Annotated in this window: 12 protein-coding genes; 8 read left to right on the forward strand and 4 right to left on the reverse strand. The window is 67.8% G+C overall.

Annotated features, from left to right (window positions below; genetic code table 11):
• The first annotated feature begins 4 nt into the window (after window positions 1-4).
• Window positions 5-430 carry a TonB system transport protein ExbD gene (gene exbD, locus AC5P9F_RS05480; protein WP_111174468.1) on the forward strand — a complete coding sequence of 142 codons (426 nt, stop codon included), beginning with the start codon at window positions 5-7 and terminating at the stop codon, window positions 428-430.
• Window positions 427-1,146, forward strand: a complete 720-nt coding sequence (locus AC5P9F_RS05485) for an energy transducer TonB (RefSeq protein ID WP_111174467.1) — start codon at window positions 427-429, stop codon at window positions 1,144-1,146. Before exbD ends, AC5P9F_RS05485 begins: the two co-directional genes overlap by 4 nt.
• Window positions 1,147-1,224: 78 nt before the next feature.
• On the opposite strand, the gene AC5P9F_RS05490 is transcribed toward AC5P9F_RS05485, so the two are convergent.
• Complete coding sequence (locus AC5P9F_RS05490; protein ID WP_111174466.1) at window positions 1,225-3,252, reverse strand: sodium-translocating pyrophosphatase; 2,028 nt, start codon at window positions 3,250-3,252, stop codon at window positions 1,225-1,227.
• A 355-nt stretch (window positions 3,253-3,607) separates the two neighbouring features.
• Here AC5P9F_RS05490 and AC5P9F_RS05495 point away from each other — a divergent pair, with 355 nt between their 5' ends.
• Window positions 3,608-4,111 (forward strand): hypothetical protein, encoded by a 504-nt coding sequence (locus AC5P9F_RS05495; protein ID WP_012481186.1) that lies wholly within the window; start codon window positions 3,608-3,610, stop codon window positions 4,109-4,111.
• Window positions 4,112-4,184: 73 nt separating this feature from the next.
• Here AC5P9F_RS05495 and AC5P9F_RS05500 read toward each other — a convergent pair whose 3' ends face one another.
• On the reverse strand, window positions 4,185-4,574 hold the full coding sequence (locus AC5P9F_RS05500; protein WP_111174465.1) for a DUF488 domain-containing protein: 390 nt from the start codon (window positions 4,572-4,574) through the stop codon (window positions 4,185-4,187).
• Window positions 4,575-4,692: 118 nt separating this feature from the next.
• Window positions 4,693-5,949 carry a 6-phosphofructokinase gene (locus AC5P9F_RS05505; protein WP_005410921.1) on the reverse strand — a complete coding sequence of 419 codons (1,257 nt, stop codon included), beginning with the start codon at window positions 5,947-5,949 and terminating at the stop codon, window positions 4,693-4,695.
• A gap of 136 nt (window positions 5,950-6,085) precedes the next feature.
• Between AC5P9F_RS05505 and AC5P9F_RS05510 the strand changes: the two genes are divergently transcribed.
• From AC5P9F_RS05510 to AC5P9F_RS05520, 3 genes are all read left to right on the forward strand, one after another.
• Entirely contained in the window at window positions 6,086-6,649 is a 564-nt protein-coding gene (locus AC5P9F_RS05510; RefSeq protein WP_012481184.1) for an adenylate kinase, read from the forward strand.
• 329 nt (window positions 6,650-6,978) lie between these two features.
• Complete coding sequence (mpl, locus tag AC5P9F_RS05515) at window positions 6,979-8,343, forward strand: UDP-N-acetylmuramate:L-alanyl-gamma-D-glutamyl-meso-diaminopimelate ligase (protein ID WP_087802411.1); 1,365 nt, start codon at window positions 6,979-6,981, stop codon at window positions 8,341-8,343.
• Window positions 8,340-8,918 carry an LON peptidase substrate-binding domain-containing protein gene (locus AC5P9F_RS05520; protein ID WP_012481182.1) on the forward strand — a complete coding sequence of 193 codons (579 nt, stop codon included), beginning with the start codon at window positions 8,340-8,342 and terminating at the stop codon, window positions 8,916-8,918. Before mpl ends, AC5P9F_RS05520 begins: the two co-directional genes overlap by 4 nt.
• A 147-nt stretch (window positions 8,919-9,065) precedes the next feature.
• Here AC5P9F_RS05520 and AC5P9F_RS05525 read toward each other — a convergent pair whose 3' ends face one another.
• Window positions 9,066-11,063 carry a bifunctional DedA family/phosphatase PAP2 family protein gene (locus AC5P9F_RS05525; RefSeq protein ID WP_087802408.1) on the reverse strand — a complete coding sequence of 666 codons (1,998 nt, stop codon included), beginning with the start codon at window positions 11,061-11,063 and terminating at the stop codon, window positions 9,066-9,068.
• Between the two features lie 85 nt (window positions 11,064-11,148).
• Here AC5P9F_RS05525 and AC5P9F_RS05530 point away from each other — a divergent pair, with 85 nt between their 5' ends.
• Together AC5P9F_RS05530 and AC5P9F_RS05535 are read left to right on the forward strand one after the other, a co-directional pair.
• Window positions 11,149-11,811 carry a serine/threonine-protein kinase gene (locus AC5P9F_RS05530; RefSeq protein ID WP_076739719.1) on the forward strand — a complete coding sequence of 221 codons (663 nt, stop codon included), beginning with the start codon at window positions 11,149-11,151 and terminating at the stop codon, window positions 11,809-11,811.
• Entirely contained in the window at window positions 11,808-12,314 is a 507-nt protein-coding gene (locus AC5P9F_RS05535) for a DUF2867 domain-containing protein (RefSeq protein WP_076739718.1), read from the forward strand. Before AC5P9F_RS05530 ends, AC5P9F_RS05535 begins: the two co-directional genes overlap by 4 nt.
• The last annotated feature ends 15 nt before the right edge of the window (window positions 12,315-12,329 follow it).

Below are 12,329 nucleotides of genomic sequence, written 5' to 3' on the forward strand. Positions count from 1 at the left end.
GACGATGGCGATCAGGACCGCGTCCGACCGCGACGACGCACCGGAAGAAGCACACGAGATCAACGTCACGCCCTTCATCGACGTAATGCTGGTGCTGCTGATCATCTTCATGGTAGCCGCACCGCTGGCCACCGTATCAGTGCCGGTGCAGCTGCCGGCCAGCAGCGCCAGTGCCACGCCGCCCGAACAGGCGCCGGTGTATGTGACCGTGCAGGCCGATCTGTCGCTGCGCGTGGGCGAGCAGGCGGTGGCGCGTGACGGGCTGGCCGCTGCATTGCAGGCGGCCTCCCACGGCGACACCGCGCAGCGCATCTTCCTGCGTGCCGATACCCACGTGCCCTACGGCGAACTCATGGCCACGCTGGATGCGCTGCGTGCGGCCGGTTACCTGAAGGTGGCGCTGGTCGGCGTTGAGCAGGGTGCGCGATGAGTGGACTGCGGCGCTGGGCGACCAGCCTGGCGATCGTGCTGCTGGTGCACGCGCTGCTGATTGGCGCGGCCTGCTGGTGGGCGACGCGCGCACCGGTACTGGCTGCGACGGCGCCGCCCGCCGCGCTGATGCTGGAACTGGCACCGATGGTGCAGGCACCGCCGGTGCCGCCGCGCGAGGTCGCCACCGGTCCACTGCAGCAGCAACAGCAGCGGCAGGCGCCGAAGCCGGCCCTGCACGAGCAACCGAAGGCGCCGGTGCAGCCGCAGGGTGACCTGCCACCGCCGCGTACACCGGAGCCGACGCCCTCGCCGGATGTCGCCGACGCCAATGTCGCGCAGACCAGCGCACCGCCACAGGTGGCCGCTGACGCCGCCGCGCGCTACACCGCACCGCAGACCACGGCGGGTGAGCGCAGTCGCGCCGAGGCAAGCTGGGAAGGTCGCCTGCTGGGGCACCTGCAGAAGCATCGCCGCTATCCGCGCCAGGCCGAGCGGCTGCGCCAGCAGGGCGTGGTCTACGTGCGCTTTGCCGTGGCCCGCGATGGCGCGGTCTCGGGGTTGAAGCTGGGCCGCAGCAGTGGCTTCGCGCTGCTTGACCAGGAGACGCTGGACACCGTGCAGCGCGCCAGCCCGGTACCGGCGCCGCCGGCCGAAGTGGCCGGCGACCCGGTGGACGTGATGGTGCCGGTGTCGTTCTTCCTGCGCGGGCGGTGATTGACGGTGGGGTCGGATCCCTTTCCTTAGGAAAGGGCTCTGACCCCATCGAGGCCGTCATCCACGCATGGCGTGGATCTACAACAGCGGCACCAGCAGCAGCGCGACGATGTTGATGATCTTGATCAGCGGATTGATCGCCGGGCCGGCCGTGTCCTTGTACGGGTCACCGACGGTATCGCCGGTCACCGCAGCCTTGTGCGCCTCGCTGCCCTTGCCGCCGAAGTGGCCATCTTCGATGTACTTCTTGGCGTTGTCCCAGACGCCACCGCCGGTGGTCATCGAAATGGCCACGAACAGGCCGGTCACGATCGTGCCGATCAGCAGGCCACCCAGTGCGCGTGGCCCCAGCAGCAGGCCGACCACCACCGGCACCGCCACCGGCAGCAGCGAGGGCACGATCATTTCGCGGATCGCCGAGCGGGTCAGCATGTCCACCGCCTTGTCGTACTGCGGCTTGCCGGTGCCCTGCATGATGCCGGGGATCTCGCGGAACTGGCGACGTACTTCCTCCACCACCGCACCCGCCGCGCGGCCGACCGCTTCCATCGCCATCGCACCGAACAGGTAGGGAATCAGGCCGCCGATCAGCAGGCCGATGATCACCGTGTGGTCGCTGAGGTCGAAGCGGAATTCCTGCCCGGGATGTGCAGCCTGCAGGTTGTGCGTGTAGTCGGCGAACAGCACCAATGCGGCCAGTGCGGCCGAACCGATCGCATAGCCCTTGGTCACCGCCTTGGTGGTGTTGCCCACCGCATCCAGTGGATCGGTGATGTCGCGGATCTCCGAGGGCAGCTCGGCCATCTCGGCAATCCCACCGGCGTTGTCGGTGATCGGCCCGTAGGCATCGAGAGCGACGATCATGCCGGCCATCGACAGCATCGCGGTGGCGGCGATGGCGATGCCGTACAGCCCGCCCAGCGCGAACGCGCCCCAGATCGCCGCACACACGGCCACCACCGGCAGCGCGGTGGACTTCATCGAGATGCCGAGGCCGGCGATGATGTTGGTGCCGTGGCCGGTGGTCGAGGCCTGCGCCACGTGCTGCACCGGCTTGTACTGGGTGCCGGTGTAATACTCGGTGATCCACACGATCAGCCCGGTCAGGACCAGGCCGATCAACGCGCAGCCGTACAGGGCCATCGGCCCATGTACGTTGTCACCCATCAGGCCGGTAGTGATCGGGTAGAAGGCGATGGCGGCCAGCACGCCGGAGACGATCACGCCCTTGTACAGCGCGCCCATGATCGAGCCGCCAGGCTTCACTTTCACGAACAGCGCGCCGATGATCGAGGCGATGATCGATACGCCGCCCAGCACCAGCGGATACAGCACCGCATTGGCGCCTGCCTCGGCCAGCATCAGGCTGCCCAGCAGCATCGTTGCGATGACGGTCACCGCGTAGGTTTCGAACAGATCGGCGGCCATGCCGGCGCAGTCGCCCACATTGTCACCCACGTTGTCCGCGATCACCGCCGGGTTGCGAGGGTCGTCCTCGGGAATGCCGGCTTCCACCTTGCCGACCAGATCGGCGCCGACGTCGGCACCCTTGGTGAAGATGCCACCTCCCAGCCGCGCGAAGATCGAGATCAGCGACGAGCCGAAGGCCAGGCCGACCAGCGCATGCAGCGCCTGTTCCATCGGCAGGCCCATGCGCAGCAGCAGCGCGTAGTAACCGGCCACGCCCAGCAGGCCGAGGCCGACCACCAGCATGCCGGTGATGGCGCCGCCGCGGAAGGCGACGTCCATTGCGGCGCTGATGCCGTGGCGTGCAGCTTCGGCAGTGCGCACGTTGGCGCGTACCGACACGTTCATGCCGATGTAGCCGGCCGCGCCGGACAGTACCGCGCCGACCGCGAAGCCGATCGCGGTGTACCAGCTGAGGAACACACCGACCAGCACGAACAGCACCACACCGGCCACGCCGATGGTCAGGTACTGGCGGTTGAGATAGGCACGCGCACCTTCCTGGATCGCCGTGGCGATCGCGATCATGCGTTCATTGCCGGTGGGTTGGCGCAGGATCCAGCGCGCCGAGACGATTCCGAACAGGATCGCGAGAATGGCGCAGCCCAGCGCCAGTGACAGCCCGTGACGTTCCAGCATTAGACCCCTCCGCAGAATGGATGTAGGCATCCAGTGGCGATGAACGGCACCACGAGGGGGACGACGGGCTGCAGCCTGGAACCAACCCGTACCGACCTTGGCGGTCGTCCGACGTATGGCGGTGTTCAGCATTCCCTGGTGCCCGCAGTATGCGTGCCGCCACTTGTAGAGTCGAGCCGTGCTCAACTGGCTTCTGCGAGCCGCGCCTCCTGATCCTGTGGGTGCCCTCAGGGTGGAAGGCATCGCCATGCGCGCGGGCCCTGCCGCCGGGCCATGGGGCACGAGAGTCACAGGCCTTTGCACCCCGTTAAGCCAAGCTCTGCAAGCCTGCGCTCAGTCCTGAAGGAGATCTCCCATGCGCCTGTCCCTGTTGATGCTTGCCGCCCTGGTCCCGGCTGTACCGGCATTGGCTGCGGAAACCCCGGAGCTACAGCGTGCCGTGGGCGCACCCCAGGCGGTGGGCGCGGTGCATACGCTGCGCCAGATTCCCGAGGCCTGTGCGCGCCTGGAAGGCGCCTTCACCGGGCAGGCGGCCGAGCCGTACCGCTTCTCTGCGGTGCGTACCAGTGAGCAGTGCCAGCCGCGCGCGCGCTTCGTCGACTACGCCAAGGCCCAACCGAGTGCCGACAAGGGTTGGAAGCTCAATGATGTGATCCGCGTGCCCAGCGCCGCGTGCCCGGCACAGCAGGCGGTGGTGCGCGTGTGGCGGCTGCCGTCGACCAACAAGGTCGAGCTGGACGGTCAGGGGCAGTCACGCATCTATCTGGAAGAGGCCAGGAAGCAGGCCGCTGCCGGCCAGATTCCGCAGGTGACGATGTTCGCCGCGCAGCTGCAGGTGGAAGGCAAGGCCTGCAATTGAATTTTGCGTGGGCGGTGTACTCACGCGGTCATCCACGGGTAGTGCCGGCCGCTGGCCGGCAATCCTGCAATCATCACTCGGCCAGCGTCGCCCCGCGCGCCACCAGCAGCTCGCGCAAAGCCTTGCGATGGCAGTGCGCCTCATCCTCGCAGTAGCACCCCACGCTGATGTCGCTGTGCTGCGACAGTGCGGCAAGCAGGTCCAGTGCATGGGCGGCATCGGGCGCTTTCATCTCGGCCTTGTAGTGGCGGAAGAACGCGGTCCAGTCGGCGGCCGTCGTCGCCTCATGCGCCCGCTTCACCAGTTCCGCGCTGGGTGACAGGGTCGGGAACCAGACGTCGTACCAGTCCTGTCGGGCGAACTCGCTGCGCGGAACGCCGCGCGGCGGCCGCCGCACGGTGCCGATGCGCAGGCCCTCGCCAGGCACGCGCGGCGTACCGAGTCGAACAACACGCAATGCCATGGTGTTCCTCCATTAAAAGGGGACGGAGGGGATTAAGTCGTATCCGACCCACTGCTGACGCTGTTGGAGATGACAGAGGGGCGTATGCGGCTTAATCCCCTCCGTCCCCTTTTTCGGGTCAGCCCTCGAACGGCGGCAGCTTCTGCTTCACCGCCACGTTCTTCAGGGTGACGTATTTCGGCAGGCCGTCGGCGCCATACGGCAGCGGCGCTTCGCCCTTGATCAGCGGCGACAGGTAGGCCCGCGCCCTGGCGGTGATGCCGAAGCCGTCGCGGCGGATGAAGCCGGCGGGCATCTTCTTTTCATGGTTGGCGATCTTCGACAGTGGCGCCGCTTCGATCTTCCAGCGGTAGGGCGCATCGCTGCTGCGCACGATCACCGGCATCACGCCGTTCTGGCCCTTCAGCGCCAGCTGCACGGCGGCCTTGCCGACCGCCTGCGCCTGCTCCCAGTCGGTCCTGCTGGCCAGGTGCCGGGCCGAGCGCTGCAGGTAGTCGGGCAGCGCCCAGTGCACCTTCAGGCCCAGCTGGTCCTTGACCCGGCCGGCCAGGTGCGCGGCCACGCCGCCCAGCTGCGAGTGGCCGAACGAGTCCTTGCCGCCGCCAGCGTCAGCGACGAAGCGGCCATCGGCGGTGGCGATGCCCTCCGACGCCACCACCACGCAGTAGCCGACGCGCTCGACCACCGCTTTCACCTTGGCCAGGAACGCCGCCTCGTCATAGGCGCGTTCGGGCAGCAGGATGATGTGCGGCGCTTCGTCATCGCCGTTGCCGGCAAGGCCCGCGGCCGCGGCCAGCCAGCCGGCGTGGCGGCCCATCGCTTCGTAGATGAAGACGCGGGTGGAGGTTTCGGCCATCGCCGCCACGTCCAGCGCTGCCTCGCGTACCGACACCGCGGTGTACTTGGCCGCCGAGCCGAAGCCGGGGCAGGTGTCGGTCACTGCCAGGTCGTTGTCGATGGTCTTGGGCACGCCGATGCAGGTCAGGTCGTAGCCGGAGGCCTTGGCCAGCTGCGAGACCTTCAGCGCGGTATCGGCCGAGTCGTTGCCGCCGTTGTAGAGGAACCAGCGCACGTCGTGCGCGCGCAGCACCTCCAGCAGGCGGTCGTAGCGGGCGCGGTCGGCATCCAGCGATTTCAGCTTGACCCGGCAGGAGCCGAACGCGCCGCCCGGGGTATGGGCGAGGGCGCGGATGGCCGCAGCGCTCTCCTTGCTGGTGTCGATCAGTTCCTCGCGCAGCGCGCCGAGGATGCCGTTGCGCGCGGCCAGGACCTTGATGCCCTTGGCCCGGGCCTGCTCGATCACCGCCGCCGCCGTGGCGTTGATGACCGCGGTGACACCACCGGATTGGGCGTAGAGGAGAGTACCGTTGCGCATGCGTCTACCTGCTCGGGGGAAAGGACATTGCAGGGACATTACCCGGATGCGGTAAAGTGGCGCTATTGCGGTGCAGCGATACCGGTCCGTCCGGGACGCGAACCTTCTTTGTTTTCAACACGTTGGAGTCAGGTCAATGCGATTGGTTCTGTTGGGACCGCCCGGTTCGGGCAAGGGGACACAGGCGACGCGCCTGAAGGAAAAGCTGGAGATCGCCCACATTTCGACTGGTGACATGCTGCGCGCGGAAATCGCCGCGGGCACGGAGCTGGGCAAGCAGGCCAAGACGGTGATGGATGCCGGCAACCTGGTGTCGGATGACATCCTGCTGGGCATGCTGGAGTCGCGCCTGACCCAGCCCGATGTCGCCAAGGGCTTCATTCTTGATGGTTATCCGCGCAATGTGGCCCAGGCCAATGCGATGGACGGCCTGCTGGCCAAGATCGGCCAGCCGCTGGATGCCGTGGTGCAGCTGGACGTGGCCACCGAACTGCTGGTCGAGCGCATCGCCGGTCGTGCCAAGGAACAGGGCCGCGCCGACGACACGCCGGAAGCGGTGCGCCAGCGCCTGCAGGTCTACAACGACCAGACCGCCCCAGTGGTCGACTTCTACGCCGGCCGTGGCACCCTGGCCCGCGTCGATGGCGTCGGTGAGCTGGACGAGATCGAAGCCCGCATCCTGGCGGCGATCAAGGCCTGATCCGGCGGGGCCGGCCTGTTGCCGGCCCTTCGGGCGCAAAAAAACACAGGCCTGGTCCGTGAGGATCAGGCCTGTGTCGTTTGACAGGCGCCAGCGAAGGGCTTGCTCAGGGCCCCGCAGCATGAGCTCCCTTGGGGATGGCCTCTTGGGGAGTAGGACCGGTTCGGGTACTGCGGCTGGCAGTTCGAATTGTGTCCGGGTTCACAGAACATCGCTATCGGGAATTCCCTGACAGGTGATTGGAGTTTTCTCACATCCCGTGTAGGACTTGTCTTACCCGGGGGCGGACATTGGCCCTATACAGCCGTCATCGGTCACAATCCTCGGTCATGAGCAGCGTACATATCCTTGCAATCGCCGGCACCTTCATGGGCGGCGTGGCCGCCCTGGCGCGGGAACTGGGCCATACGGTCAGCGGCAGCGACCAGGCCATCTATCCGCCGATGTCGACCCAGCTCGAGCAGCTGGGCATCGCCCTGGACCAGGGCTACCGCGCCGACAGCGTGCCGGCCGGCACCGATGACGTGGTGATCGGCAACGCCCTCTCGCGCGGCAATGCCGCCGTTGAGGCCGTGCTCGACGCCGGCCAGCGCTACATTTCCGGAGCGCAATGGCTGTCCGAACAGGTACTGCCGGGTCGCGACACCCTGGCCGTGGCAGGTACCCATGGCAAGACCACCACCACCACCATCCTCACCTGGCTGCTGGAAAGCGCCGGTCGTTCGCCCGGTTTCCTGATCGGCGGCGTCGCCGAGGATTTCGGCGTCTCCGCCCGGCTGGGCCAGGGCCGTGAGTTCGTGGTCGAGGCCGACGAGTACGACACCGCGTTCTTCGACAAGCGCAGCAAGTTCGTGCACTACCGGCCGCTGGTGGCCATCCTCAACAACCTTGAATACGACCACGCCGACATCTTCCCGGACGTGGCCGCGATCCAGCGCCAGTTCCACCACCTGGTGCGCACGGTGCCGGCGCGTGGCCGACTGATCGTCAACGGCGAGGACCCGCATCTGGCCGAAGTGCTGGCGATGGGCTGCTGGACCCCGGTCGAGCGCTTCGGCTTCGACCCGTCGCTGGAATGGCATGCCGAGCTGCTGGCCGCCGATGGCAGCGCCTTCCGCGTACATCACCGCGGGCAGGCAATGGGCGACGTGCACTGGTCGTTGCTGGGCCGCCACAACGTGCTCAACGGCCTGGCTGCGCTGGCTGCCGCACATGCGGTGGGCGTGGCGCCGGCCGACGTGATTCCTGCGCTGGCGCGCTTCCGCAGCGTCAAGCGCCGCATGGAAGTGATCGGCCGCCATGACGGCATCACCATCTACGACGATTTCGCCCATCACCCGACCGCGATCGCCACCACGCTGGATGGCTTGCGTGCCAAGGTGGGTGACGCGCGCATCGTGGTCGCGATGGAGCCGCGCAGCAATTCGATGCGGCTGGGGGCGCACGCGCAGTCGCTGGCCCCGTCGCTGGCGTTGGCTGACGAGGTGGTGTTCCTGCATCGCCCGGAACTGGCCTGGGATGCGGCCGCGGTGATCGCCGCAGTGCGCGGCGAAGCGCACGCGGTGCCCGATACCGACGCGCTGCTGGCGCAGCTGCAGGCCAGCGCGCGCAGCGGCGACCACGTGGTGTTCATGTCCAATGGGGGCTTCGACGGCGCACCGCGCCGCTTCCTCGCCGCGCTGCAGGCCCGATGAGCAGCGACACATCACTGCCGCTGTTTCCGCTGCACACCACGCTGGTGCCGGGTGCAGCGGTCGGCCTGCGCGTGTTCGAGCGGCGGTACCTGGATCTGGTCCGCGACAGCGGCCGCAGTGGCGAGGGCTTCGGTGTCTGCCTGATCCTCGACGGCCAGGAAGTGGGAGCCCCGGCGACACCGGCAGCCTATGGCGTGCAGGTACGCATCGAAGACTTCGATGTCGGCGCCGACGGCGTGCTGCAGTTGCGCCTGCGAGGCACCCGCCGCTTCCATGTCGAGCGCACCCGCGTACGCGACAACGGCCTGGTGGTGGCCGACGTGCGCTGGTGCGACGAAGACCCCGACGATGAGCTGCGGCCGCAGCATGCGCTGCTGGCCACGGTGCTGGGGCACATCATCGAGCAGGCCGGTGAGGCCTATGCGCCGGCCAATCCGGCGTTGCTGGACCAGGCCAGCTGGGTTGGCTGGCGGCTGGCCGAACTGCTGCCGCTGAGCGAGCAGCAGCGCCTGCAGCTGCTGCAGATGGACGACCCGCACCAGCGGTTGCAGCAGTTGCTGGGCTGGATGCCGTAGCCGATAGCCGCCAACCAAGGTTGGCCACTACCCACGGCAGGGGACGACCAGGGCGCGGCAGAACCGGTAGCTGCCAACCTTGGTTGGCAGGCTTTCCCCGAAACGCCAGCCAAGGTTGGCATCTACCAGAGCGCTGCGGCGGCCTCCTCAGGGCATGGTGGTCTTCAACCGCAGCACCGGCAACCCGGTTTCGCTGTGCACGTCCTCGCGCTGCGGCAGGTCCTGCACGGCGTCCTTCACCGCGTTCAACGCCGGGTCGACGCCACGCAGCGGGTGCCACATGCCGATCCATTCGAAGTGGCGTTCGTAACGCAGGGTCTGTGCACTGCCCAGCCACAGCGGCGTGTTGCCCGCCTGCAGCTGCGCGGGTGCCGGCCACAGGCGCAGCACATAGCGTTCGTCCGGCTTCGCACCCTGGCGCACCATCAGCAGTGCTTCCACGCGGGTGTCCAGCGTGGCCGGCAGCACCGGCAGTTCATCGGCGCCGGTGTTCTTGTCCAGCATCAGCAGCGCCTGCTGCCAGCCGGCCTGTTCCTGCCGCTTCCAGCCACGCGCTTCCAGCTGCGCCTGCAGCGGTGCCAATGGCCCGGCCACCTGCACGTCCAGCGGCCAGCGCTGGTCGTCGTCGAACTCGTTGCGGCGCGCCGGCAGCGTGGCCCAGTCGTGCTCCCACCAGGCCTGCATGTCCATCGCCTGCGGGGCCGGCAGGGTCGGTTCGAAGCGTTCCAGCTTCACCGGGATGTTGCGCGGTGCGTACCACATCGCCGCCACGGCGAAGACGCCGTAGAACAGCCAGGCCACCGGCTTCACCCAGAACGAGCGGTTGAAGCGGCGGCGATAGGCGATGCCCAGCACCAGCAGCCAGAACGTGCCGAACAGCATGCCGCCGATCACGTCGCTCAGCCAATGCGCGCCCAGGTACAGGCGCGAGAAGCCGATCAGGCTGACCACGATGCCCGAGACCAGGTACGGCCAGACGCGGGTGCGGCCGGGCATCTCGCGTGCGATCAGCACCGCGAAGAAGCCGAAGGTGATGGTGGCCATGGTCACCGACACCGACGGGAAGCCGAAGCCGCTGCTGGCGTCGATCGGGCGCACCACATCCACGGTGGCGCCCAGCAGCATGGTCAGCGCCAGGCCGAAGGCCAGTGCCGCCAGCCAGTGTGCAGCGGCCATCCAGCGTCGGCGCCAGATCAGATAGCCCATCGCCGCGGCGGTGGCCGGCAGCAGGACCTGCCAGGCCCCGAGCGACGCCAGCGCAGCCATCGGGTAGTCGGCCAGCGGATTGCGCAGCGCCAGCATGGCCTGGTGCACCAGCAGGTCGATCGCCAGCGGCTCGCCGTGCGCGACCACCACGGTCAACAGCGCGAACCAGCCCCAGCCCAGCAGGAGCAGCATCAGCGCCAGCATCGCCAGCGGCACCGATTCGCGCCGCTTCGGGTCCAGCACGCCAACGGTGTAGCGGCCCAGCGTCGGGTGGCGGTTGGACCAGTCCAGCAGGCGTGCCAGCCAGTTGTCCATGCGTGCGGCCGACCAGCGGTAGCCGTACAGCACGATGGCCCAGACCAGGCCAAGGATCACCGCCAGCAGGCCGACCACCACCACCAGCCGACCGGCCACAGCAGCCACCGCGTCATACGCTTCGCCGAGGATCCAGCCTGGCGCCAGGAACAGTACCGCCCAGGAAATGCTGGCGATGCCGCTGGCCTGCACGTAGCGGCTGGCGGGCATCTTCATCATGCCGGCGATGGCCGGCACGAACGGGCGGATCGCGCCGACGTAGCGTGCCACCAGGATGCTCTTGAAGGCATTGCGGCGGAACAGGTTTTCGCCGCGGTCGAGCAGCTGCGGGTAACGGCTGAACGGCCACACGCCGCGCAGGCGGTCGCCCCAGCGGCGGCCGATCCAGTAACTGATGCCATCGCCGGCAAACGCACCCAATGCCGCAGCCGCCACCGCGTATGGCCCGGAGATCTGGCCCAGGCCAATGAACACGCCCACCGCGAACAGCAGTGGCAGCGCCGGCACGATGGCGCCAAGAATGATGACCGCATCGCAGAAGGCGATGAGGAAGATAACGGCGCCCGCCAGCACGGGGTGAGCGGCAATCCACGCGAGCGTGGCGTCGATCCATGAAGAGTCCATTGCCCGATTATAGGGGCGTGAAGGTGACTGGTTCCCAGCCGCTTCGTGACCGTTTGCAACCGGCGCCATCGCCTAGAATGGAGTCATGCCGCATACGCCAGACGCTCCCCACCATGCTTTGAAGGCCGACAGCTTCGGCCGGATCCTTCTTGTGAAAGGGCCCGATGGCTCGTTCGTACGCCGCGACCTGGGGGCCACGCCGCTGTGGCTGCGGTTGCCCGCGTGGTGGCTTGCACGTCGCGAAGCACGCGCGCTGCGCCATATCCATGGCATGGCCGATGTGCCGCAGCTGCTGGCCTGGGATGGCCGCCACCTCGACCGCAGCTTCATGGCCGGCGATGCCATGTACCAGCGTCCGCCGCGCGGCGATCTGGCCTGGTTCCGCGCCGCGCGTCGCCTGCTGCAGCAGCTGCATCGCAATGGCGTGGCCCACAACGACCTGGCCAAGGAAGCCAACTGGCTGGTCACTGAAGATGGACGACCGGCGCTGATCGACTTCCAGCTGGCGGTGATCGGCAACCCGCGCTCGCGCTGGATGCGGCTGCTGGCCCGCGAGGACCTGCGCCACCTGCTCAAGCACAAGCGCATGTACTGCCGCGAATCACTCACCCCGGTGGAGAGGCGCGTGCTCAAGCGTACTTCGTGGGTGCGCGAGCTGTGGTTCGCCACCGGCAAGCCGGTCTACCGCTTCGTCACCCGCCGCATCCTGCACTGGGAAGACAACGAGGGGCAGGGACCGAAGCCGTGAGTGCATCGCAGGTGATGAGCGCGCCGCCGAGCGCGGGCAGCGTGCTGCGAACTCAGCTGCCCGGTGCGGATTTCGTGCATGCGTGCCATGCGACCACCCGTCGTGATGGGCGCTCGGCGTTGCAGGCCTATCGTGACATGGCCGCGAGCATTCCCGGTTGGTTCGATGGTCTGATGGCGCTGCGCAACCACGGCATGCGCCTGCTTGGGATGAAGCACCTTGGCTCATTGCGTGCGGTGCACGACACCGACGATCCGGCCGCCGGCCAGCGGCTGGGCATCTTCACCCTGCAGTCGCTGGATGACGATGCCATCGTGCTGGAAGACGATGATCGCCACCTGCGCGTACAGCTGGCCCTGCAATGGCAGGGCGATGTGCTGGAAGTGGTGACGGTGGTGCATACGCATAACGCATTCGGGCGCCTCTACATGCTGCCGGTCGCGCCCGTGCACAGGTTGATCGTGCCGCATCTGCTGCAGAGGCAGGTGCAGGCGTATCGATGATTCGACACTGCGCTC

It is taken from the genome of Stenotrophomonas sp. YJH_SMC_4, assembly GCF_059371575.1.